Source organism: uncultured Formosa sp. (genome assembly GCF_947500765.1).
Taxonomy (GTDB): Bacteria; Bacteroidota; Bacteroidia; order Flavobacteriales; family Flavobacteriaceae; genus Formosa.
In genome coordinates, this window is the sequence record NZ_CANMTH010000007.1 from 167,093 (window position 1) to 190,677 (window position 23,585).

The 23,585-nt window shown below is 30.5% G+C and carries 21 protein-coding genes; 8 read left to right on the forward strand and 13 right to left on the reverse strand.

From position 1 onward, the window contains the following. The first annotated feature begins 178 nt into the window (after nucleotides 1–178). A complete protein-coding gene (locus tag Q1B05_RS13670) occupies nucleotides 179–1,240 on the forward strand; it encodes a phosphatidylinositol-specific phospholipase C1-like protein (RefSeq protein ID WP_299781506.1) in 1,062 nt (353 codons plus the stop codon). An 18-nt stretch (nucleotides 1,241–1,258) separates the two neighbouring features. Here Q1B05_RS13670 and Q1B05_RS13675 read toward each other — a convergent pair whose 3' ends face one another. After that, a complete protein-coding gene (locus tag Q1B05_RS13675; protein ID WP_299781507.1) occupies nucleotides 1,259–2,248 on the reverse strand; it encodes an AraC family transcriptional regulator in 990 nt (329 codons plus the stop codon). Nucleotides 2,249–2,364: 116 nt separating this feature from the next. Between Q1B05_RS13675 and Q1B05_RS13680 the strand changes: the two genes are divergently transcribed. From Q1B05_RS13680 to Q1B05_RS13690, 3 genes are all read left to right on the forward strand, one after another. After that, nucleotides 2,365–4,740, forward strand: coding sequence for a TonB-dependent receptor (locus tag Q1B05_RS13680; protein WP_299781508.1), 2,376 nt, complete (start codon nucleotides 2,365–2,367; stop codon nucleotides 4,738–4,740). Nucleotides 4,741–4,820: 80 nt separating this feature from the next. Beyond that, nucleotides 4,821–5,867, forward strand: a complete 1,047-nt coding sequence (locus Q1B05_RS13685) for an alpha/beta hydrolase-fold protein (RefSeq protein WP_299781509.1) — start codon at nucleotides 4,821–4,823, stop codon at nucleotides 5,865–5,867. 14 nt (nucleotides 5,868–5,881) lie between these two features. After that, nucleotides 5,882–7,039 (forward strand): PepSY domain-containing protein, encoded by a 1,158-nt coding sequence (locus Q1B05_RS13690; protein WP_299781510.1) that lies wholly within the window; start codon nucleotides 5,882–5,884, stop codon nucleotides 7,037–7,039. Between the two features lie 78 nt (nucleotides 7,040–7,117). Here Q1B05_RS13690 and Q1B05_RS13695 read toward each other — a convergent pair whose 3' ends face one another. From Q1B05_RS13695 to cysK, 5 genes are all read right to left on the reverse strand, one after another. Continuing rightward, nucleotides 7,118–7,546: a peptidylprolyl isomerase gene (locus Q1B05_RS13695; protein WP_299781511.1), complete on the reverse strand. Its 429-nt coding sequence runs from the start codon at nucleotides 7,544–7,546 to the stop codon at nucleotides 7,118–7,120. A 259-nt stretch (nucleotides 7,547–7,805) separates the two neighbouring features. Then, nucleotides 7,806–10,004 (reverse strand): acylase, encoded by a 2,199-nt coding sequence (locus Q1B05_RS13700; RefSeq protein ID WP_299781512.1) that lies wholly within the window; start codon nucleotides 10,002–10,004, stop codon nucleotides 7,806–7,808. A gap of 418 nt (nucleotides 10,005–10,422) precedes the next feature. Then, complete coding sequence (locus Q1B05_RS13705) at nucleotides 10,423–11,091, reverse strand: RluA family pseudouridine synthase (RefSeq protein ID WP_299781513.1); 669 nt, start codon at nucleotides 11,089–11,091, stop codon at nucleotides 10,423–10,425. Between the two features lie 17 nt (nucleotides 11,092–11,108). Continuing rightward, complete coding sequence (locus Q1B05_RS13710; RefSeq protein ID WP_299781514.1) at nucleotides 11,109–13,085, reverse strand: YgiQ family radical SAM protein; 1,977 nt, start codon at nucleotides 13,083–13,085, stop codon at nucleotides 11,109–11,111. A 291-nt stretch (nucleotides 13,086–13,376) separates the two neighbouring features. Continuing rightward, entirely contained in the window at nucleotides 13,377–14,291 is a 915-nt protein-coding gene (gene cysK / locus Q1B05_RS13715) for a cysteine synthase A (protein WP_299781515.1), read from the reverse strand. A 344-nt stretch (nucleotides 14,292–14,635) separates the two neighbouring features. Here cysK and Q1B05_RS13720 point away from each other — a divergent pair, with 344 nt between their 5' ends. After that, a complete protein-coding gene (locus tag Q1B05_RS13720; RefSeq protein ID WP_299781516.1) occupies nucleotides 14,636–15,556 on the forward strand; it encodes a 1-phosphofructokinase family hexose kinase in 921 nt (306 codons plus the stop codon). 193 nt (nucleotides 15,557–15,749) lie between these two features. Here the strand turns inward: Q1B05_RS13720 and Q1B05_RS13725 are convergent, their stop codons facing one another. Next, nucleotides 15,750–16,385, reverse strand: a complete 636-nt coding sequence (locus Q1B05_RS13725) for a hypothetical protein (protein ID WP_299781517.1) — start codon at nucleotides 16,383–16,385, stop codon at nucleotides 15,750–15,752. Next, nucleotides 16,375–17,445, reverse strand: coding sequence for a YHYH protein (locus Q1B05_RS13730; RefSeq protein ID WP_299781518.1), 1,071 nt, complete (start codon nucleotides 17,443–17,445; stop codon nucleotides 16,375–16,377). The genes Q1B05_RS13725 and Q1B05_RS13730 overlap by 11 nt, the downstream gene beginning before the upstream one ends. 420 nt (nucleotides 17,446–17,865) lie before the next feature. On the opposite strand from Q1B05_RS13730, the gene Q1B05_RS13735 reads away from it, so the two are divergent. Both Q1B05_RS13735 and Q1B05_RS13740 read left to right on the forward strand, forming a co-directional pair. After that, a complete protein-coding gene (locus tag Q1B05_RS13735) occupies nucleotides 17,866–18,675 on the forward strand; it encodes a DUF6503 family protein (RefSeq protein ID WP_299781519.1) in 810 nt (269 codons plus the stop codon). A gap of 1 nt (nucleotide 18,676) precedes the next feature. Further along, the gene (locus Q1B05_RS13740) at nucleotides 18,677–19,255 is read left to right on the forward strand and encodes a DUF2911 domain-containing protein (RefSeq protein WP_299781520.1); all 579 of its coding nucleotides are present in this window, start codon (nucleotides 18,677–18,679) and stop codon (nucleotides 19,253–19,255) included. A 73-nt stretch (nucleotides 19,256–19,328) separates the two neighbouring features. Here Q1B05_RS13740 and Q1B05_RS13745 read toward each other — a convergent pair whose 3' ends face one another. The 5 genes from Q1B05_RS13745 to Q1B05_RS13765 form a co-directional block, all read right to left on the reverse strand. After that, complete coding sequence (locus Q1B05_RS13745; RefSeq protein WP_299781521.1) at nucleotides 19,329–20,261, reverse strand: ketopantoate reductase family protein; 933 nt, start codon at nucleotides 20,259–20,261, stop codon at nucleotides 19,329–19,331. Between the two features lie 217 nt (nucleotides 20,262–20,478). Further along, nucleotides 20,479–20,634, reverse strand: coding sequence for a hypothetical protein (locus tag Q1B05_RS13750; protein WP_366944385.1), 156 nt, complete (start codon nucleotides 20,632–20,634; stop codon nucleotides 20,479–20,481). A gap of 108 nt (nucleotides 20,635–20,742) precedes the next feature. Beyond that, nucleotides 20,743–21,111 (reverse strand): hypothetical protein, encoded by a 369-nt coding sequence (locus tag Q1B05_RS13755; RefSeq protein ID WP_299781523.1) that lies wholly within the window; start codon nucleotides 21,109–21,111, stop codon nucleotides 20,743–20,745. A gap of 92 nt (nucleotides 21,112–21,203) precedes the next feature. Beyond that, complete coding sequence (locus tag Q1B05_RS13760; RefSeq protein ID WP_299781524.1) at nucleotides 21,204–22,001, reverse strand: SH3 domain-containing protein; 798 nt, start codon at nucleotides 21,999–22,001, stop codon at nucleotides 21,204–21,206. A 186-nt stretch (nucleotides 22,002–22,187) separates the two neighbouring features. Beyond that, entirely contained in the window at nucleotides 22,188–22,823 is a 636-nt protein-coding gene (locus tag Q1B05_RS13765) for an ElyC/SanA/YdcF family protein (protein ID WP_299781525.1), read from the reverse strand. Nucleotides 22,824–23,178: 355 nt separating this feature from the next. On the opposite strand from Q1B05_RS13765, the gene Q1B05_RS13770 reads away from it, so the two are divergent. Next, the gene (locus Q1B05_RS13770) at nucleotides 23,179–23,523 is read left to right on the forward strand and encodes a hypothetical protein (protein WP_299781526.1); all 345 of its coding nucleotides are present in this window, start codon (nucleotides 23,179–23,181) and stop codon (nucleotides 23,521–23,523) included. Nucleotides 23,524–23,585: the final 62 nt, after the last annotated feature.

The window sequence follows — 23,585 nt, forward strand, 5'->3', positions numbered from 1 at the left end:
AGTTAAATTAACAGCATGTTGTATAAGCAGGTGTTTTGGGTTTAAGGTGTTGTTTATGAGTTGTTTGTTTGTGTTTTTTGGAGTTTTGTCTTCAACAAAAAATTATATTTTGTTTTTAATTAGCTAACACTTATTTAATTTTTGAAGTCTACATTTATAAGCTAAAAATTTGTTTATAATGAAAGATTATATAGTAATAGGTTTACTTTGTTTTTTGTGTTGTAATGTAAATGCACAATTCGATGATTTAAGAATTAATCAACTTCAGGTTATAGGGTCTCATAACAGTTATAAAAAAGAAATTGAACCTAATCTTTACAACTTTTTAGAAGAAAGAGACTCAACACATAGTATGCAGTCTTTACAGTATGCACATATTTCTATACTAAAACAATTAGATATGGGATTAAGAAATCTTGAAATAGATGTTTTTGCAGATTCTAAAGGCGGAAGATATGCACATCCAAAAGGGTTAGATGTAGTGAAAGCAAATGAAACATATGATCCTGATAAAGAAATGCTTCAACCAGGATTTAAGGTTTTTCATATGTTAGATATAGATTTTAGAACTCATTATTACACTTTAGAAGCGTGTTTAAAAGATTTAAAATTGTGGTCGGATGCACACCCGAATCATGAACCTATATTTATAACTCTAGAAGCTAAAGATGGAGTTGAAAACATATTTGGAACAAAAGCAGAAGACTTTACAAGTGAACTTTTTAATCTGTTAGATGTTTCTCTAATAAATGGATTAGGAAAACATAAAATAATAAAACCAGACGATGTTAGAGGTCCTTTTTCTACATTAGAAGCAGCAGTGTTAAAAAATAATTGGCCTAAATTAAAAGCATCTAGAGGTAAGTTTTTATTTATTTTAGATGATTCAGGACGTAAACGTGATTTATATATAAAAGATCATGCGTCTCTTAAAGGCCGTGCAATGTTTGTAAATGCAAATCCAGGAACGGCAGAAGCAGCAACTTTGTTTAGAAATAATCCTGAAGATAATTCAATTCAAGTTTTAGTATCTAAAGGCTATATTGTTAGAACGCGTGCAGATGCTGGCACAAAAGAAGCGAGATTAAATGAGTATTCTCATTTTGAAAAAGCAAAACATTCAGGAGCACAAATTATTACTACAGATTATTATTTGCCAAGTAAACTATTTAAAAGTGAGTATCATATTTTTTTTAAAAATAATACGTATGTAAGAGCAAATCCGGTAACTGGAAATTAAACTATTATTCAGAGTATTTTAAGTTACATTTTTTAATTTACTAGGAAGGTAGTTGTGGGTTTTTTTAAATGCAGCTGTAAAATGTTGTGGGTTTTTATAACCAATAGCATAAGAGGCTTCTGTAATATTATATCCTTTTTCTGTAATTAATTTTTTAGCTTTTTCCATGCGCAGTTCAGTTATATAGGTAAAAATAGGCTTGCCAAAAATTAATTTAAAATTTTGCTTGAGCTTAAATTGATTGATTCCTGTTATATGAGACAACTCTAAAATACTCGGAGGGTTTTTAATATTTTTCTGAATGATAGACTCTGCGTGTATAATTTTTAAATAATCGTCTTTATTTACATGTTGTTCTTGATGTTTCTTTTTGTGTGTTAGACAATCAAAAAATATAGATAAAATTTCAGTGATTTTAGATTCTAAATATGCTTTTTTTATACATTCTTTATACTTACAATTTACAATCTCTTCAATAATAAGATGCAATTGTGAGGTTATTGGTTTGCTCTGTTTCCACATTAAAAAGGGCATGTCTTTCTCAAGTGCTTCTCCAAATTCAGCATTAATATTCTTAAAAGTCTGTCCAAATACACGCTCTAAATAGTCTTTTGTAAATAAAATTTCTAATGTTTTTCTTTTGGTACAATCATATTCTAATCGTCCGTTTACTTCTGGTAAGAAAAAGAAATTATAATGTCCATGCGGAATGTACACAGCAACACTTTTGTCGTTTCTAGGAGTGTATCTGCTACTACCTTCAATTTCAAAATGAATTTTTAAAAATGGAAAATCATGTTCAACATCTACTATAAAAGGAGGTGTAATTAAGCCATTTCTTACATTTATTTTTATACCATCTAAAACCATTTCTTTGGTTTCACCTATTACTAAAGCACTACTACTTATAAGTGTTTCTTCGTTTAATTGAGATGTTTTAAAGCCTTTAGGAAACGTTCTCGTAATGGTTTTTTGAGCAAAGGAATCACTTTTTAATACAGATTTCATAAAATACTTTTTACGGCTTTATTAATGCGTTTTGCGTTATAAAAATTGAGATGTATTAAAATACATTTGCAATCATTATTTAAAATTAATCTAAATAGTAAAAATAGAAGAATATTATGAACTTATCAAAAATTATAAGAGCAATTATAGGATTGTTTTTTATAACACTAACTGGTCTAGGGTATGCACAACAAAATAATGGCATGGTTAAAGGTTACGTATTAACATCAGACGGTAAATTAGCAGAATCCATTAATGTTATTATTAAACCATTAAATATAGGTACAACTACAGATAAAAAAGGGAGTTATAAATTTTCTAAGCTTCCTTATGGAAGTTATACTGTAGCATTTTCTTTAATTGGAATGGAAACTAAAACTATAAATATTGAAGTAAATGCCTTAGAAACTACTATTCCAAATGTTGTACTTAATGAAAATGAAGAAGCGCTTGATGAAGTTATTATTGTTGCAGAACGTTTAAATCAGTTCGCACAAAAAGAGTCTGAATACGTAGCCAAAGTACCTTTAAAAAATATTAATAATCCGCAATCCTATTCTATAGTAACAGGTGCATTATTAAAAGAGCAAATCACAACAGATTTACCATCGGCATTTAAAAGTATTACAGGAGGTGGTTATGTAGAATCTAATGATGGTAATGTGAGTGTGTTTTTAAGAGGATTTAGATCTGATGTGCATTTGCGAAATGGCGGAATTGCTTGGGTAAAAGGTCCAATAGATCCTCAGAATATTGAACGTATAGAACTTATTAAAGGCCCTGGATCTTTATTTTATGGTGCCAATGTAAATAATATTGCTAATTATGGAGGTGTTGTAAATAAAGTGACCAAACAAGCTTATAATGGTGAAAAATTAGAGTTGGGGTATATTGCAGGAAGTTGGGAGCAAAACAGAGTAACTTTAGACTATAATACGGTAGTAGATAAGGATGAAAAGGTGTTTTTTAGATTAAACGGCGCCTATAATTCTGAAAATAGTTTTCAAGATCAGGGTATTAAAAGAGAATTCATGATCGCGCCGTCGTTAACATTAAATATATCAGACCGCTTAACCACCACATTTAATTTAGAATATAACCAGAGTGAACGAAATTTATTTTTTGCTAGAGGCTTAAGTTCTTCCCTTATTTCTGATGAAGTAAATAGTTGGGACGATTTAAATTGGGATCACGATACAAGTTATGGCTCAAACGGAATGGCAGGTTATTTTGCCTCAACAGTGATGCAAGTAATGTTAGATTATAAACTATCAGATACTTGGACGTCTAAAACTACCTTTACCAATGCATCTTTATTTACCGATGCTAATTACCTTCGTGTGGTTATGTCTGATGAGTATACTGTAGATAGATATTATTTACAATTAGATCCTAGAGAGTCAGGAAATACACATATACAACAAGATTTCTTAAATGTTTTAGAGGGAGATAAATTAGATAATAAACTGGTTGTAGGAGTAAGTTATTTGAATAATTTTGATGATACGCAACGTACAGGAGTTTGGAATGCCGTTGATGCTGTAGATATTAATGACCCTGTAATTGTAGGGATGACTAATGAAGAGTTTGAAGCTAATATTGCCGATCAAACCAAAAACAAAACCATATCTAAATTTAAGACTTTAGGATTCTATGCGTTTGATGCGCTAACCTTAAATGATAAAATTACGCTAGCAGCAGGATTACGTTTTGACCGTTATATGGGAGAAAATACAGTATATAATGGTGCCGATTTAAGTAATGGGTACAATCAAAATGCTTTAAGTACAAAATTAGGTATAGCTTATAATCCGTTTAATGATCAAGCCTCTGTTTTTGTAAATTATATGGATGGATTAAGTAATAATGCACCATCAGATAATGGAACAGGAGAAATTATTACTTGGGATGCAGAACGTGCAAAACAATTTGAAATTGGTACAAAACTTAACTTTTTTAATGGAAAATTAAAAAGTACAATTAGCTATTATAACATTAATATAGATAATGATATTATTACAAATGAAGATGGCATTAGTGTACAAGAAGGAGAAACATTAAGTAAAGGTTTTGAAATTGATTTCATAGCAAATCCGTTTCCAGGATTTAATGTTGTTGCGGGGTATACCAAAAATAACGCAACCTTAGAAAAGGTAAGTGCTGGTAGTGAAAGTACTGTTGGAAGTAGTTTAACGTATACTCCAGAAACGGTTTGGAATTTTTGGTTAAGTTACCACATTCTTAAAGGCAAGACAAAAGGATTAGGTTTTGGGTTTGGAGCCAATCATATGAGTGAAATTTATAACAGTTCAGCTAATAATTTCGGTTCAGAATCTTATAGCATTTTTGATAGTACAGTCTTTTATCAAAAAGATAATTACAGAGTGAGTTTAAAAGCCAATAATATGTTCAATAAAGAGTATTATAACGGTTACGGTATACCCCAAAAACCATTTAATTTTAGTGTGGGGTTAACGTATAATGTATTTTAATTTTACACTTTAGAAAAGAAATAAGAGGGCATACCAAGACATGCTCTCTTTTTCTGTTTAATAACTTAACCTTAATAAAAATGAAATTTGCCATTGTTTATATATTGTTATTTCTGTCTGTATGTACTTATGCTCAAGACATAAATATCGGATTCACAGAGACTATTCAATCAGAACAGCTTCAAGAAAAACGCGAATACTTAGTGTATTTACCAGAACAGTATTCAAATGAAAAATATAAAAGTCAGCAGTATCCAGTCATATACTTGTTAGACGGAGAAAAGTTTTTTCATGTAATGTCTGGAATTGTAAAAAATCTATCTACAGGGTATTATCCTGTTATGCCAGAATGTATAATTGTAGCTATTAAAAATACAAATCGGTCTAGAGATTTAACGCCAACTCAGGTCTCTGATGTGGGCTATGATAGTGGAGGAGCAGATACGTTTAGCTCTTTTATTACAACAGAGCTAATGCCTAAAATAAATAAAACATATAGAACTCTAGGTTACAATGTGCTTGTCGGGCATTCCTTTGGGGGGCTTTTTGTTATAAATACACTCTTTAAAAACACAAATACCTTTAATGCTTATATTGCCATAGATCCTAGTTTATGGTGGGACAATGCCTTATTTGTGAATCAATTGGATGATTATTTGCAAACCACAGATTTTAATAAAAAAGCATTGTTTTTAGCAAATGCAAATGCGTTGTTATATAAAAATAAAACAGCTAAACAAGATGATGCTCATTCTAATGCTAAAGAATTAGCAATAGAAAAGATGAATATTACTGCGCCTAAACACTTAAATTTTAATATAAAATATTATCCTGAAGAAGATCATGGAAGTGTTGTTTTACCTGCTTTTATTGATGGATTTCGTACTGTGTTTAAAGGCTATCGCGTAAATGTAAAAGAGGTTATGAATAATCCGGCTGTATTGAAAACACATTTTCAAATGGTATCTGAAAATTTAGGAATTAATTTCAAATCACAATGTGCTTATATAGATCGTGTTGTAGATTTAATGATTGAAAGAGATTTACTAGACCATGCTAAAATTTTAAATGAATTGAATATGGAATTGTATCCAAAAAACGACTATTTAAAAACTAAATTTAAATAAGTTTCCAAAATATTATGAAACATTACACCTTCAGAACATTAATTAACAATCTTCATCTTTGGCTGGGTATTGCTAGTGGTATCGTGTTGTTTATTGTATGTTTTACTGGCAGTATTCTTGCTTTTGAAACTGAACTTATATTGCTATTTGATAGCAATGATAATTATTCAGAACAAACAAATGAAAAGCTTCCTTTAAAAGACATTGTAACGGCTTTTGAACAAAATGATACCATTGTAAAAGAATTTATTTTTTATGGTGAAGCAAATAGGAATTATCAATTTACATTACTCACAAAACAACAGTTTGAAGCAAGTAACGGAAAACCAGTAAGAGGTAAATCTGTTGTTATAAATCCATATACAGGAAAAGAAGTACATGCTATTGGTAAAACGAAAGAGGTATTGCACACTGTAGAACAATTACACAGATATTTACTTTTAGATAAAAAATGGGGGAGACCAATAGTAGGAGTGAGTACTATTATATTTGTGTTTTTATGCCTGTCTGGGTTATTATTATGGTTTCCTAAAAAGCTTAAAAATTTTAGAAAAAAGAAGGCTTGGAAACAAGGGTTTACTATTAAAACAAAAGCCAACTGGAAACGTTTAAATTATGATATTCATAATACGTTTGGGTTTTATGCATTACTTCCCTTATTACTTATGGGGTTAAGTGGGGTGTTGTGGTCTTTTACATGGTATTATAACGGTTTGGAAATGGTTTTAGGGGATAAGCTAGGAAAGTCTAGATTTGAGAAAACAATACCATTAGGTCGTGACTATACAAATCAGGATCCAGCAACTATAGACTTTACTACGTTGCTAGCAAAAACAGATAGTATTTTATCCTATTCTAATTTTGCAACTCGAGTAACCTTGCCTTTGTCTGCAAATGAAAGTGTCATGATAAGAAAAATTAGTGGTGATTTTTTAGCGTATAATGCATCAGATAAACTTCAGTTTAACCCGTATTCAAACGAATTAATTTCGGCAACATTCTTTAAAGATGAATCTTTTGGTTCTAAAATAGCAGGATTAATACGTGGTATTCATGTGGGGAATTTTGCAGGTTTTATAACCAAGTTTATCTATTTTATATGTTGTTTAATAGCAACATCTTTACCTATAACAGGAACATTAATTTGGATTAATAAGATGAAGAAGAAATAAGTAGGTTATTTAATTTTAGATCATAAAAAAAATCCGAACATCTGTTCGGATTTTTACTTTTTATGCAATTTGAAATTGTTATTTAATTTCAACAAGTTCTAAATCAAATATTAAATCCTGACCTGCAAGTGGGTGGTTCCCATCAACAACAATATGGTTTTCTTTAATATCTACCACTCTAAATTGATGTTCTCTTCCATCTTCACTTTTAGAAGTTAATCCCATACCTACTTCAGGTTTAACATCTGGAGGTAATTGCTCCTTAGCTACTTCATGAAATAATTCTTCATTTATGTCGCCGTATGCGTCTTCTTTAGATATTTCAACTGTTTTTTTCTCATTCACTTTCATATCAATGATAGCGTTTTCAAAACCAGGAATTAACATACCTTTACCAATCGTAATTTCTAAAGGTTCGCGCTCTAACGAACTATCGAATATACGACCGTCGTTTAATTTTCCTGTGTAATGCACTTTCACTGTATCGTTCTCTTTTACTTGACTCATACTATGTTTTTAATGTTTAATAAAATACAAAGCTATGATTTATATATTGGAAGACACAGGATATGGGCTAAAAGTCTGTAAATTAATATAGGTTTAACATTAAATATGTATATGAAATAGGAATGAAATACTCATTATACTATAAAAATGAAATAAGAGTTACAGCACAACAAATAGGTATTAGCATTGAATCTTTCTTTCTCTTAATATTTTTTTAGATGAATTTATTTACGTTTAAAACGGTTTTTTTTAGCAATTTTTATTGCTTGTCTCCTGGATGGTAAGTCGCTTCAGCTCGTTTTTCAACATCTTCTTTATAAAATGCGACATCTTTAAATAAACCATCTGCATAGCGTTGCGATTGGTCGTTAAAGTGAGGGGAATTTGGATCACTACTTTCTCCTCCAGCTAACATTGTTTTTGCTTTTACTTTATCACCAAATTCTACAACTGCTACAAAACTATTTCCCGAGGTTCCGTATTGTCGTTTTGTGTGTGTACCAAACTGGGTTCCGAATGATGCTAAAGCTCCCCAAGCTCCAGAAGCCATTCCAACAGGAATACTAGGTTTCTTATCGTCAAACTCTTGAAAAATATCCCCATTGTTTCTTTGGTATCTATTAAATTCGCCCCAAGGTGTTTGCCAAGACCCAAAATCTGTTTTTAAATTATTTAAAGCGGTTTGAAAGACTTCTAATCGCTCCTCTGCAGTCGCTGTTTTACTCATATAATCAAATTGCTCTAATCTGTTAATTCTTTTATTTCCTGTCTTTTTTGGAACGTACCCCGATTTATAATAAGCATTTAAATAAAACTGAGCCAAAGTCATTTCAACAGCATTTATAGAAACCCTAAAATCCCATTTTTTCAATAGCGCTAGTGCATCTTTTGCTTCTTGTGTTTTTATAGGTGTTTTTTTTGCAGCATCTAATAAACCTGTAATTAACAAATCGGCTCCAGGTAAATAGGTGTCGTAAGCCAAATCAATTAAAGAATCTAACGTTAAATCTTGCGCTTTTGTAAGTAGTGGAATTGCATGTATACCTCTGAAATTTTCAGGAAAGGAACTCATGTAATTCGGATAATCTTCACGTTTTGGACTGTATTCTGAAGCACTTGTAAATGGAGTAGAATTGCAATTTTGGATCCATCCATTTGGAGGATTTAATACCAAAATATTATCTTTTAAATCGTGTATTCCATTCCAATCTGCTTCAGGGTTACTACCATCAACAGGTTTTGTATAGTCTAATTTTTCATTTCTTTTTGGAATAAAATTTCCATGATAATATGCAATTGTCCCATCTGCATCTGCATATACTGTGTTATTCGAAGAGTTTGTACGAATATTCATCATATCATAAAATTCTGCATGATTAGATTTTTTGGTTCGTGTAAAAGATTGCTCTAAAGCTTTTATAGGACTCCACATTAAGGCTGTTGAAACCCATTTATTTCCATTTGCATGCGTAATTGGTCCATGATGTGTTCTGTACGTCATAAACGTTTTGTCGTTTAATTCTCCGTCAGTAGTTTTGTAGCTTAATGTTACAGGTATAGAGTCTATAGGGCGCAACGCTTCTCCATATTTATAAGATGATTTAGATCCGTTTTTTACTATTGTTTCTTCAAATTCATCAATAATATCAGTTCCTGTAGAGGTATGCATCCAACCTGTTTTTTCATTAAAACCTTGGTAAACAAAAAACTGTCCCCAAGTTACAGCTCCGTATGCATTTAATCCTTCTTCACTTACCACATGTACTTCACCTCGAAAAAAGAAAGACGTATGTGGATTAATAAGTAACATGGCGTGTCCTGATTTTGTTTTACTTCCAGCAATAGCAAAACCATTAGATCCTCTAGGTTCGTTATCTTTAAGTCTAATTAAACCATCGTTTGCAGCTACTAGATTCTCACCAGCCTCTTCATAAAAAGCTTTTATCTTTTTTGTAGAAACACGCTCTATATCTCCTCCAATAGAACCTTCACTAAAATACATTGGCATCCAAGGCTCAAAACGTGTTATTAATTTTGGTTGTACTTCTGGGTGTGTATTTAGATAGTAATTTACACCATCGGCAAAAGCAACACATAATTCCTGAAGCCATTTCGGACTATTATTATAGTTTTCGATTGCTTCATCTTCAGTCATGTATAAATTAGCACGTAAATCGCTATAAAGAAATGCTTGGCCTTCTACTTCGGCAAGTCTTCCAGTAGCCCAAATATAATTACGTTCTACACGATTAAAGTCGTCTTCGCATTGTGCATATAATAATCCAAAAACCGCATCGGCATCTGTTTTGCCATAAATATGCGGAACACCATAATCGTCTCTAATAATTTCGGTATTATTGGCATGTTGTTGCCAACGTTGTGCTTCAGTTGTAAGTGTTTTTTCTTTTTTACAACTAGTAAAAGAGATTATAAAGAATAATATTAATAAACGATTCATAATTGCTTTTTATATGGTTTATAGGTGAAATCAATGCAGATTGAATTATAAATATAACAGCGTTTTTCCGAAAAAGGACAAAGTGAAAATAGTAAGCTCTAGTTGAGATTAAAGTAAAACTAACATTTTCTAAATATGACTGTTATTATACTTTTTGCAATCTAATTTATTTTTGATTATTTCAATCATTTTAATAAAAATAAAATGAAAACAATAGAATTAAGGCATGATTATGAAGAGGAAATTTAGGAATGGAGATAGTTCACTAACTTAAAAGCCATATCTTTTAGTTGAAATATAAGTAGTTATTATATAAACTGAAGATTAGAATGCCTTCTATAATTCAGGAATAAATTATAGAAGGCATTTTAAAAAAAAAACTTTCTTTTGGTGTGGAAATCTGATCGTTTTTTATGGTCTAAATAGATTTAAAATTCCAAAATTTGTTTTTAGGCAAAGGAGCCACAAAGGTTTTTGATTCTTTAGTGCTAGAATCTTCATAGGTTAATTTCCAAGCATGAAGGCAAACCGATAGGGGTAAATATTTTATATCTGAACCATATTTTTCATCACCAATAATAGGAAGTCCTATGTTAGATAATTGCGCTCTAATTTGATGAAATCGCCCCGTTTTTGGCTTAACCTCTAAAAGATAACCAAAATCATTTTGGGCAATAACGTTATAAGTAAGCCTACAGTCTAGTGAGTCTTTAGATTTAGATTGTACAATATCTGCTCTTTTCTCTAGATTATTTTTTACAAGAAAGTTAACTAAATGTCCTTTTGTTTTTTCTGGCTTGTTTTTTACAATTGCCAAGTATGTTTTTTGAACTTTACGAGTACTAAAGAGTGAATTAAATTCGACAAGAATACTTTTTTTCTTGGCAAAAATTAATACACCACTTGTTACGCGATCTAATCTATGTATAACCCCAACATAGGGTTTTTTCTTGGTTTTTAATATATGATTGAATACCTGATTTTCAACTGTATTATTCTCGAAAGGACTTTTTTCGGTGATACGTCCAGATGTTTTGTTAACAACAATAAAATCGTTGTTTTCTTCTACAAGTTCAAGATTTGCCATTAATAATAGTATGCTTTTTAGCGTCTTTTCTTTTTAGATGTATACTTTTTTTTCTTGCGCGAACCATAAGATGGTTTTTCACTACTTGCAGGGATAGCATCATCGAACGTGTTTTTTACAGGTTTAAGATTAACTTTTTTCCAAGCTGGTTTATTTTCTTTTTTTTCAGGTATTAATACATCTAATAAATCGGACCTTCCAACCTTGTTTAAGGTTTTTTTAATCCAATCTTTGTTTTCTTGTTTATACCAAAAAAAGAAACGGTGTTGGTCGTCTTTTTCTTTTTTAGACTTAGGTGTTTTAGTTGGTTTTAAAGTGTACGGATGGTAACCACTATAATAAATAACTGTAGCAACCGTCATTGGTGTTGGTGTAAAACCTTGAACTTGTTCTAACTGAAATCCCATATCTTTGGTTTCTGCAGCTAGATTTGCCATATCTTCAACCTCACAAGCTGGATGATTTGAAATGAAATATGGAATCAATTGAAGTTTTAAATCCTTTTTTATATTAATTTTATCAAAACGTTCTTTAAACTTATGAAAATATTTAAAAGACGGTTTACGCATCAATTTTAAAACGGGATCAGACGTATGTTCTGGAGCCACTTTTAAACGTCCAGAAATATGCTTAGTCATCACTTCTTCAGTATAATCGTCTAATTCTTTTGGATCTGCGTTTTTATTAAACTCAGGGACTAACATATCATGACGAATACCACTACCTATAAACGATTTTTTTATTTTAGGATGCTTATCTACAGCTTGATATAATTCTGTTAATGGTTTATGAGACGTGTCTAGATTACTACAAATTACTGGAGAAATACATGACGGTGCAACACATTTATCGCAAATGGATTGTACTTTACCTTTCATCTTGTACATATTTGCAGAAGGTCCGCCAATATCAGATAAATAGCCTTTAAAATCAGGCATATTAGCCACTTTGTCTACTTCTCTTAATACAGACTCTTGACTACGACTTGCTATAAATTTTCCTTGATGTGCCGAAATGGTACAGAAACTACACCCTCCAAAACATCCACGATGTATGTTAATCGAAAACTTAATCATTTCGAACGCAGGGATCGGGCCACGCTTATTGTATTTTGGATGTGGTAATCGTGTGTAAGGCAAATCGAAAGACGCATCAATCTCTTCTTCTAACATCGTTGGAAATGGTGGGTTGATTACCAATTTCTTATTATTTACATCTTGTAGAATTCTATTAGCATGTAGCTTATTAGATTCTTGCTCGATGATTTTAAAGTTAGAAGCAAATTTTTTCTTATCACTTAAACACACCTCATGCGATTGAATTTGAACATCTTCCCAATTTTTATTCTTTGGAAGCGCTTCATCTTTATCTAGTAAAAATGCGGTTTGTTTTATTGTTCTTAAACTTGAAAAAGGCACCCCTTTTTGTAACAACTCTACAACTTCACGTAAGGGTTGTTCTCCCATTCCGTAAACTAACATATCTGCTTTAGACGTTTCTAAAATAGTTGGCATTAGTTTATCGCTCCAATAATCGTAATGTGTTACACGACGTAAAGACGCTTCAATACCACCAATTAAGACAGGGACATTAGGAAATTTATCTTTTAAAATACTAGAATATACAGAAGTTGCGTAATCGGGTCTAAACCCTTTATCACCATTTGGTGTATAGGCATCATTATCACGACGTTTTTTACTTGCTGTATAATTACTTACCATTGGATCCATACAACCTCCTGTTACACCAAAAAATAATTTTGGAGTTCCTAGTTTTGTAAAATCTTGTAAATTATCGTTCACACTTGGTTGCGGAACAATAGCCACTTTTAGTCCGTAACTTTCTAAAATACGGCCAATAACTGCTGGTCCAAAAGATGGATGATCTACGTAAGCATCTCCACTAAATAGAATAACATCTAGTTCTTCCCAACCACGAAGTTTTACTTCTTTGTTAGTCGTTGGTAACCAATCTGTAAGTTTATTTTTCTGCATATGGGGACAAAGATACAATTAAAATCTTTTACTAATCAATACTAAAAATTAACTCCTATTAAATAAGAAATCTTTATAGTGTCTATGTCTTAAATAGTTTTATTTGGAAAGCTCCTGTTTTTAAACGTCTATTATACTTGATTTAATTACTGTTATTCAACAATTGGATGTTAATATATATATGATTTAAAGAAAAAGAAAGGGCTATGTAACATGTTACGTAGCCCTTTCTTTTTGTAATTAATTCTAGATAGAATTTTATTGTTTTCTGTTTAGCGTATTACACTAAAATTAGACTGTAAAAAGTCCGTCTATAGAAAGGTAGCGTTCTCCTGTGTCATAATTCATCGTTAATATTACTTTTTCACTAGGTGTAGTCTCTAACTGTTTTCTAACGGCAGCTAAAGATGCTCCAGTAGAAATACCAACCAAAATACCTTCAGTTTTTGCAATATTCTGAACTTCAGTAAAAGCTTCTTCTTTAGTTATTCTAATAGCACCATCTATTAAATCTGTATTGAATGTTTCTGGAATAAACCCTGGACCAATACCTTGTAAAGCATGCGGGCCAGGTGCTCCTCCTGAGATTACTGGAGAGGCGTCAGGTTCTACTGCAAATACTTTTAAGTCTGAAAATTTTTCTTTCAATACTTTAGACATACCACTAATATGTCCACCTGTACCAACACCAGTAATTAAATAATCTATACCTTCAGGGAAATCTGCAACAAGTTCTAAAGCGGTTGTGGTTTCGTGGATTTTTGGATTTGCTGGATTTGTAAATTGAGAAGGCATCCAGGCATTTTTATTGCTTTCAACTAATTCTTTAGCTTTTGCAATAGTACCTCCTAAACCTAATTCTTTAGGTGTTAATACAAGATTAGCTCCGTATGCAGCCATTAATGCTCTACGCTCTACAGACATCGATTCGGGCATAACTAAAGTAAGTTTGTAATTTTTTACAGCGGCTACCATAGCTAAACCTATACCTGTGTTTCCTGATGTAGGTTCAATAATTTCCGTATCCTTAGTTAAAATATTCTTTTTTTCTGCATCTTCAATCATTGCCAATGCAATTCTATCTTTTATGCTTCCTCCTGGATTGTATTTTTCAAGTTTCATCCAAACGTTTGCATTTGGAAATAATTTATTCAATTTTACTACGGGAGTGTTACCAATACCTTCTAAAATGTTATTGATTTTCATATATTTTATTAATGCTTAAGTCTGTAATACTTAAAGGGTTCCTAATAATAATGTGTGTTTTGAAAAATTTCGAGGTTTAACTCGATTTTTCAGAAGTATAAAATTAATGTTTTTTACGTAAAAATATATCAGAAATCTCTTATTTCTTGAGCTTCTAGAGTTGGAGTGTGTGACGTTATAAAACCTGAATAACCTCAAGTTTTTAATTTTTAGTAGCTAGGTTTAAATACTTTTTTATTTATTGTAAAGTTGTCTGTTTTTCTTTTTTTAATAGAAATCAGCTTCAAAAAATCAATAACATTATTTTTAAAAACTATCTTTACATTAACCATAATCGCAGACTCATGAAAGTTATTACACTTACCATAAACCCGGCTTTAGATAAAAGTGCTAAAGTAGATGAAATGACTCCTTTTGATAAATTAGAGTGTTACAACATAACATATCATCCAGGAGGTGGCGGTGTAAATATATCTAGAGTGCTACACAGACTCGCTATAGAAAGTTATTGTATGTTTCCTTATGGTGGTAAAACAGGTGAGCATTTGGTCGAGTTGCTGCAAGAGCAACGCGTACATGTTGTTAGTACAACAATTTCTAATTTAACTAGAGAGAATTTTGCGGTTTTTAATACCGATACTAAATTACAATACCGTTTCGGGATGCCAACAAGTCCGTTTTCAGAACAAGAATTAGCTCCTTTAGAAATCCTTATTAACAAACAAGTGTCTGATGGAGATATTTTTGTAATAAGCGGTAGTCTACCAAAAGGATTACCAACAAATTATTACTCTAAAGTTATAGCAAACTTAACGGCAAAAGGCGTAAAAGTTATTGTAGATACTTCTGGACCTGTATTTAATGAAGTTTTAAAAAACGAGTTATTTTTAATAAAACCCAATAAAAAAGAACTAGCACGTTTGGCAGGGAAAGACAGAATGACTTCTGCCGAGCAGGAAGCTTTTGCTTTAAAAATGGTTACAGATAATATTGCGAAATACGTAGTGGTATCTTTAGGAAAAGATGGTGCTTTTATGGCTCACAAAAATGGTATTGAATACGTTTCAGCTCCTGTGATTTCTGTAAATAGTACCATTGGAGCAGGAGACAGTATGGTTGCAGGTTTAATTTATGCCATTACCCAAAACGAAACGCCTAAAAATATGTTGCGTTGGGGAGTTGCCTGCGGTGTTGCTGCAACTTTAAGCGAAGGATCTGATTTGGCTCATCCAGAAAACATCGATAAAATTTTAAAATTAGTATAAGTTCATTTGCTTAGTTTTTTAGAAGCTATATCCTGCTTTTTACTATATCTTTTTTATGAAAAATAAAAAAGGATGCCGTTTCAATCAGGGCTAAACACACGAGTAAATATTGTTTTTATTTCTATAGTTTTAAACCCTCTAATAACATGTAGTCGTACTTTAATATATAAGAATCAACTTAGCTCTTAGTATTTTATAATGTGGTAGATTTTCTTTTCTTTTTAACGAAATATAATAACACAGCAGCAAGTAATATACTCGTTAAGTATAGTCCGTATTTTAAATTAGGATTGGTTTCTTTAACGATTCGTTTTTGCCACTTTCCATTTACAAGTTCTATGTTTATTTCTTGGTTATTATCTCTGTCTAAAGTGTATTTATCTTTAGGAAATTCATCTAATAAAAAGATAGCCACAGATTGATTATTATATATGTCTTTAAATAATTTATTCTGTAAATGAATCGCATTTACGGTTTCAGGTAATCCAATAATTTCGGCAACTAATTTAGTTTCATGACCTAAAAATACTTTTGGATTCTTGAACTGTAAAGTATCTTTTTTATTAATAATAATTGAAAAACTATTCTTAAAATGGTTAAGAACTAAATCTTGAAATTCTTCTGGAGATTTATAAGCACCTTGGCCGTTAATGTAATTTACCTCTTGCTGAAATGCTGTTAATGAGCTATTAATTTGTATAACAATTTGTCCAGTTTCAGTTTTAGAAATAATAATATTAGATAAATCTGGGTTGTGAGCACATACCAAATTACTGAATAACAATATACCGAATACGCATAATTTAATGAGATTTTTTTTACAATGCATATTCCCCTCGTAAGCCATCAATAAAATTATTGTTTCCTGCATTATCTACGTGATAATGATATCCTCTTGTATCGTCATAATGTCCTCTAGATTCATCTAAATCAGTATACTCTTTTCCGTTAGCATCTGTGTTTTCGTATATTCCGTAACCATCAAAAGCATAACCAATCATTGCGGCATGACCATCTTTTTGTACTATTTTTTTAGAGACACCTGTCGCAGCATGGTAGTGATAGCCTTCGTTTAAGTTTATATGTCCGCCAGCATCATCAAAAGGCGCAATGGTGTAGGCATTTAAAATATTATCTACTGGTGCAGGTGCATTAAACACAACTCCGTTAAATGCTAAACCTCTATTAGATGGCATTGTAGAATTTCCTTCTGGGCCAGGATGTCCTTCAGGTCTTTCTCTTTCTTCTCCTTCTGGTCTTTTAGGTCTTTCGTGGCCTTCAGGTCCATTTTGTCCTCCTCTAGGTCCTTTGTTAAAACTATAAGCAGTAGGTGCTTTTTTAGGTGTTACAGGAATATAATATGTATGTTGCATGTCGTTTATATAAGACGGTAAACATTCTACACAATAGTTTTGATATTCTTCTCCTACATTTGGATTAGCAGCATCTCTGCATTCTTGTTCTGTTTGTGTTTTTGTGATTTCTCCCGTGTCTTTATCGTATAACATCCAAGTATCATCTTTATAAAAAGTCGCTAAATTTTTTACAAATGTTCCATCTACATCATACACTTTTCCATCATTTAACCAAATTCCTCCAGCAGAGGCATTGTCAGAAATATTGCTAGGACACCAAGGTCCCATTTCATGGTCTGTAGGTGTTGCTTTAGAGACTATTTTATAACAATCGGCAGTAGTACCATCAGACAATGTTCTGCTTACAATAGTAATTGGTTCTACTAATCCAGCAGTTAAAAAATTATCGCTTTTTACAGAAATGGTTACTTTATCTTGAGGTATAGTTGCTGTGTTAGAATTATTGTTTTTACACGAGTATAAGCCTATGAATAATAGACCGATTACTAGAATCTTAAATTGGTTTTTTTGCATATTAGTTTATTTAAAATTTCTTAAAAATAGAAAAGCTTCAATTATTTCAGAGACTCTTCATCAAAGGAAACCAGAGGAAAGATAGTGTTTTTATTAAGAATAATTTTAAGAGATTTAAGTCTTTTAAAGTAATATTATGTGTTTATAATCTCATTTTTATTAGGTATAAGCATACTTAAATATTACAATTTCAGTCTTGTAATTGTTTTTTTGTAAAATATATTGATTTTTAAATGCTATAAATTTTAACCAGTACTATAATATAATAGCTTAATCTAGTTGTTGTTAAGTGTTAATTTATTGTCAGAATATATATAATAACATGTGTTTATATAAATAATTATCAATTTTTAATGAAATGCATGAAAGGTATGTCGATTACTTTCGGCTAAAGTTTAAGTTTAATTTAAAAATAAATTGATGCACTCACTAAAATTAGTTTTAATCCTATTTACTGTTGGATTCTTTACATCTTGTAATAATAAAGAAAAGAAGGAGGTTCCAGAAGTTATAAAAGAAGAAGTAATTGTGCCTGAAAAAGCACCCGTTTTATTATCTGAATCTCAAAAAATAATAAAAGAAGCGATTGCTGCACATGGAGGCGATTTGTACGATTCTGCTAATTATTCATTTGTTTTCAGAAAAAATACTTTTCAATTTAAAAATGATAAATCTAATTACGAATACACAAAATTGTATAAAAAAGGAGATTCAGCAATAATAGATGTTTTAAAAAATGGACATTTTACTCGAACTGTAAACAATAAAATAGTAGAGTTATCTGATAAAGCTATTGCAAGCGGAACAGGTTCTATAAATTCTGTTATCTATTTTGCAACACTTCCTTATAAACTAAACGACAAAGCTGTTAACTCTAAACTTATTGAAAGTATTAACGTAAAAGGAAAGAATTATGATGCCATACAAGTTACTTTTAATGAAGAAGGGGGTGGGGAAGATCATGATGATCAATACTTTTATTGGATAAATAAAGACACTAAAAAAATAGATTATTTAGCCTATAACTACAGCGTAAATGAAGGTGGAGTAAGATTTAGAGTTGCTTATAATACAAGAGTTGTAGATGGAATTACGTTTCAGGATTATACAAATTATGAAGCTGAGGTTGGTACACCTTTAAAAGATTTACCAATACTATTTGAAGCTAATAAACTGAAAGAACTTTCGAAAATAAAAACTGAAAACGTAATTAATTTAAATAAACAATAGAATGAAAAGAATACTACTTATTGCAGCAATTGTATTAGCGGGAACGACAGTAAACGCACAAGAATTTGATAAAATGGATAAAAGTACAATGGATCGTGCTTACTATCCCGCAGGAGCAGCACACGATCGTACTTTTGAAAAAGATGCCGTTAAACAAAAAGCATTAACACCACAAATAAGAGTAACATATTCTCGTCCGGCAAAAAAAGGGAGAGTTGTTTTTGGTGAACTTTTAAAATTTGGACAACCTTGGAGAGTTGGTGCTAACGAGTCTACAGAAATATTATTTATGAATGATGTTAAATTTGCTGGAAAAGACATTAAAGCAGGCCGTTATTCTATAATTATTATTCCTACTGCAACAGAGTGGACCTTAAAACTGAATACAGAATTAGATGGTTGGGGAAATTACAGTTACGATACGAGTCATGATATTGCTAGTTTAAGTGTGCCTGTAACAAAAAGCAATAAAGAAATTGAAAACTTATCTATTGCACTTTATGAAGCTTCTCCTAAAACTGTACACCTAAAAATTGGTTGGGATACTACCGTTGCAGAGTTTCCTATTACTATAAAATAAGTAGTTATACTTTACAACAATAAAAAAAGCGAAAACAGATGTTTTCGCTTTTTTTATGCAAACTTATTACATCTTATTTTAGATTAGAGCGTTCCCTTATTTTATTGCTCATTTCTTTATAATTGGTTGTGTTAATTCCGAACTTTTCACCCATTTGTATCACGTAATCTACTAGTATTGCTTTTTCTGTGTACTTATTTTGGTTCTCAAAATCTAACTGAAGAGAAGATTTGGATTTATAAGGAAAATTAGAAACCATTCCTAAGGCATCTTTTATATCTTTTTTAGTTAAATTAATGTCGTATTTATGTGCTAATACCTGTACTTCCTTCATCATTTCTTCAAGCTTAATCATATGCTTTGGCGATTCGGCTAATTCTCCAAATGTAATATTTAGAGCCGTCGTCATTGCAGATAAAGGAGAGACAAAAAGATATTTTTTCCATAATATATCTTTCACATCTTTGGTGTAAACGGCACTTAAACCGCCTTTAATTAATATGTCTTCAACCCATTTGAAATCTAAATTATTATTGTTTCCAAAAAATAGTTTTCCTGGTCCTCCAAGGTGTTTTACAATTCCTGGTTTTTCTATGTTTGAAGCCACATAAATACAACCTTCAAGGATGTTAGAATAATTGTGAGAAAGTGTATTTTCAATTGCATTTTTTGCATTGACTCCATTTTGTAATGGAATGATTACGGTATCTTTTTTAATACAATCCTGATAATAACGCATTGCACTCTCTAGTGAATATGATTTTGTAGCAACGATTAATATATCTAATAAACCGATGTCTTTTGGATTATCAGATGCTAAATAAGGTTTAGATGTAATAGTTTTTCCTTCTGTAATTAAAGATAATCCATTCGTGTTAATACTTTCTTTTGTTTTATTACGACAAATAAAGATTATTTTGGTTTCTGGATCGCTTTCATAATTCTTGGTTAATTTAGCACCAATGAAACTACCAATTCCACCCATTCCTAAAATTCCTATGTTCATGTTTTTCGATTTTATTTTAATTATACACGTTTTTTGTGCCCTATAATATTGGGTTTGTATTGTTCTAAATTAAGCTACAAATCACTTTATTTAATTCTGTCGTTTTATTTATGCATTAATTTCAAAAATCGATTGTAATTAATTGCTATAACCGGTTTCATAACACTAAACAGCTTTCTACTTTTTTACTTGATCTATAATTTAATGTCTATTGTAATTAATCTTTTTTATGTTCTTGTTCTGTATGAATTTGATTTCCGTTAATCATTTTATCTTCATCATATATAGCATTAGACATGCCAAGCATAATTGCTGTAATAATTAAAATAAGTTTTCTTTTTATCCAATAGGCGAGTTGTTTGAATTGCTTCAAACGGATGTTTTTGTGTTGTTTATACATTTTAGTAATGATAAATGGTTAGATATTTTTTTTATCATTTTTATGCAGATTTTGCATAAATGTATAGCGTTTATATAAACGCTATACGATGTATAAACGTGTATATTGATTACAAGATGTGAATTTTTTATTCAGGAAAATAGATTGTGTTAGTATTGAACTTATTTTCTGATATTGTTCGTTTTGTAATTTAAAAATAGCCGTATTTTTTACACTATAAATCTCTTGTAAATCGAGATAGGTAATTAGTGTGATAACTATTTTTTTAGATAAGAGGTTTTTGCCATAAACATATAATTTTGAATGGTTATGGGATGACTCTTGTTGTGTATTAACGTATGAAACCTGATAATAATCTGATGTGTTTGTCTGAGAATATAAAGCACATTCGCTAACCGTTAGACCAAAAATCATAAGGATGGAAAACAAATATTTTATATACTTTTTCAAAGTGTTAGCTTTTATTTTAAATCTCGATTATTGCGTTGAAAACTGTGTAAATATTACAGAATATTAAATTAGGTGTTTTATTCTAGAATGTTTTAAAATTCAGTATCAAATTTTGGCAATATTTGTCCGTCTTTCCATTCTAATTCTCTACTAACTTTATTAATTTCTACCCAATTTGTTTCTTCATCTTGATAGGTTCCACTTTCTTTTTTGTAAACTATTTTTCCTTTAACTCCATTTTCGTCATTTGGAAAAATTAATTCTTCAAAAAACCAATATACACCAGCGTCAGAAATTTGAGAAATTGTAAACACTTTTTTCATTGTACCGTTTACTTCAAAAAAGTAAACGCCTCCTCCTTCAACACCGCAAGCTTCTGCTAAATAATTTACAAAAATAATATTGTCAATGCCTTCAATCCCTTTATTGCCATACACTTCTAAAGAAAAATCATTTGATCTCAGGTCTGTAACAACTTCCTCTATTTGTAATTGCTCGTTTAAGTGTCTAATTATAATGTAGTAAGAATCGTCTTTTTTACCATAAGTATAAAAGTATTTCGATTTTCCCATTTCCTTTTTTCCAAGAGAAATTAACGCTCCTAAAACATAACCCAATTGCCCTTTATATTTTACTTTGTAGTAATTAGATGGCAGTCCGTTATAAACCACTGTCTTTTCAGATTTTTCAATAATTTGAATTTCAGACCCAATTTTCAATAAATCTATAGCTTTAGATTTTGTGTCAGGTTGAGTTCTAAATGCTACATCGTTTCCGAATAGATAATAATCTTTTCCTTTTTCAAAATCTGAATATGTATTGTTGTAATCAATGTCTTGGCTGTGAGATAGATATGTAATGAAAAGAAAAAATAGTGTTAATTTGTTCATTATTAAGTATTTAACATGTTTAAACTGTATGTGTATACAGTGTTTTTTATTATTTTATCAGTAAAAAAACAAAAACAAATACATATCATTATTTTTTTTCTAAATTTTAATAACCTTAATTGCATAAGGTGTCTCCTGTAAGAATAAGTTTGTTTTGCTATGAATTTTATGTAAAAATAAGAGGTATTATTTAATTGTAATCTTATCTCCGAGAAATTTAGGTTCTACGCCAAGTAAAATATCTAAAAACACTTTAGTTCGTGCTAAATATTCTCTCAGTTGTACTTTAATTCCATATCGGGCAGAAACATCTTTTGCATTATAACCAATGGCTTTGATACCCTTTTTTTCTGCCAAATAAATGGCTCTTTCATTGTGAAATTTTTGAGATATTATAATGATTTCTGTTTGACCAAAAATCTCTTTTGCTCTCACAACAGAATCTAATGTTCTAAAACCAGCATAATCTAAGACAATTTTATTTTCTGGAATACCACGTTCAATAAGTGTGTCTTTAAAATCTGTAGGCTCATTGTAATTTTTATTTCCGTTGTCTCCACTTATAAGTATAAAGTCTATTTTTCCATTTTTAAATAATTTTACAGTTGCATTTATTCTATATTCAAAATATAAATTGACTTCACCATTTTTTAAATATTTAGAAGTTCCGAGTACCAGCCCAACCTTGTGTTTTTCTATTTGATTAATTTTTGAAAATGTTTTGCTTTTTGCATTTTTTTTAATGGTATAATTCGCAATGCAGATAAATCCTACAGTGAATAAGATTAAGATGGATATTATGACTAAAATTTTGTTTTTCATTATTAGAAATTCTAATGGATATACTATTTAATTTTATTAAAGGTTGAGCTTTCTAAATTTGTTATTAAGAGGGGGAAAGCTAGTAAAATAGTACAGAAAAAACCAATTGATAATTTAATTAGATTTTACTAATTTTTATATTTTCAAAACAGAATAGAAATTTGTTTAAATTAATCATATGTGCTATATTGCATATGTTTAAATCTGAAAGTTGTAAAATAGTATTTTTTTGTTAAGTCATATGTGTTTTTTAGCATATGTTGAATTGCTAAAATTAGGAATAAGAGGTGTAAAGAACTTTTTTTTCAATGTTTTTACTTCCTACAGTTGTGTCTGATTTTTTAAATTAAATAATATGCGTAATCTAAGTCGTTTTATTAAAACCGTTGTTCAAGCTTGTCCTTATACTTTGCTTGGAAAGAAATGTGTAAGTGTTGTTAATAGGAAATCAAAGGTTAGAACACATTCTAATAATAAAGTCCAATTCTTTAAATCGGGTATTAAAACAGGACGTAATATTGCGTTAGTAGGTATATTTTGCCCCTTTCTTTGGTTTGCCATATTATCTGGAGCGAGTAAAGATTTTATTATACTGAATGCAATGCATTCGGGAATTATTGTTTGTTTAGGTCTTGCTGTTGTTGGATTTAATTATGTTGGATTATACTTTTTTAGAAAAAGAATAATTGAAAAATGTTAGTTTAATAATATGTTATATAAAAGCATAAAATATGCTACTATCAGTTGCTTTTAAATAATTTA

Bases quoted from the DNA above. Each gene is read 5' to 3' on its own strand.
- cysK (WP_299781515.1), bottom strand. From the start codon at position 14,291: ATGAAAATCAATAACATTTTAGAAGGTATTGGTAACACTCCCGTAGTA.
- Q1B05_RS13765 (WP_299781525.1), bottom strand. From the start codon at position 22,823: ATGAAAAACAAAATTTTAGTCATAATATCCATCTTAATCTTATTCACT.
- Q1B05_RS13770 (WP_299781526.1), top strand. From the start codon at position 23,179: ATGCGTAATCTAAGTCGTTTTATTAAAACCGTTGTTCAAGCTTGTCCT.
- Q1B05_RS13730 (WP_299781518.1), bottom strand. From the start codon at position 17,445: ATGCAAAAAAACCAATTTAAGATTCTAGTAATCGGTCTATTATTCATA.
- Q1B05_RS13705 (WP_299781513.1), bottom strand. From the start codon at position 11,091: ATGGCAAATCTTGAACTTGTAGAAGAAAACAACGATTTTATTGTTGTT.
- Q1B05_RS13675 (WP_299781507.1), bottom strand. From the start codon at position 2,248: ATGAAATCTGTATTAAAAAGTGATTCCTTTGCTCAAAAAACCATTACG.
- Q1B05_RS13685 (WP_299781509.1), top strand. From the start codon at position 4,821: ATGAAATTTGCCATTGTTTATATATTGTTATTTCTGTCTGTATGTACT.
- Q1B05_RS13690 (WP_299781510.1), top strand. From the start codon at position 5,882: ATGAAACATTACACCTTCAGAACATTAATTAACAATCTTCATCTTTGG.
- Q1B05_RS13720 (WP_299781516.1), top strand. From the start codon at position 14,636: ATGAAAGTTATTACACTTACCATAAACCCGGCTTTAGATAAAAGTGCT.
- Q1B05_RS13680 (WP_299781508.1), top strand. From the start codon at position 2,365: ATGAACTTATCAAAAATTATAAGAGCAATTATAGGATTGTTTTTTATA.
- Q1B05_RS13695 (WP_299781511.1), bottom strand. From the start codon at position 7,546: ATGAGTCAAGTAAAAGAGAACGATACAGTGAAAGTGCATTACACAGGA.
- Q1B05_RS13725 (WP_299781517.1), bottom strand. From the start codon at position 16,385: ATGCATTGTAAAAAAAATCTCATTAAATTATGCGTATTCGGTATATTG.
- Q1B05_RS13760 (WP_299781524.1), bottom strand. From the start codon at position 22,001: ATGAACAAATTAACACTATTTTTTCTTTTCATTACATATCTATCTCAC.
- Q1B05_RS13740 (WP_299781520.1), top strand. From the start codon at position 18,677: ATGAAAAGAATACTACTTATTGCAGCAATTGTATTAGCGGGAACGACA.
- Q1B05_RS13745 (WP_299781521.1), bottom strand. From the start codon at position 20,261: ATGAACATAGGAATTTTAGGAATGGGTGGAATTGGTAGTTTCATTGGT.
- Q1B05_RS13710 (WP_299781514.1), bottom strand. From the start codon at position 13,085: ATGCAGAAAAATAAACTTACAGATTGGTTACCAACGACTAACAAAGAA.
- Q1B05_RS13700 (WP_299781512.1), bottom strand. From the start codon at position 10,004: ATGAATCGTTTATTAATATTATTCTTTATAATCTCTTTTACTAGTTGT.
- Q1B05_RS13735 (WP_299781519.1), top strand. From the start codon at position 17,866: ATGCACTCACTAAAATTAGTTTTAATCCTATTTACTGTTGGATTCTTT.
- Q1B05_RS13670 (WP_299781506.1), top strand. From the start codon at position 179: ATGAAAGATTATATAGTAATAGGTTTACTTTGTTTTTTGTGTTGTAAT.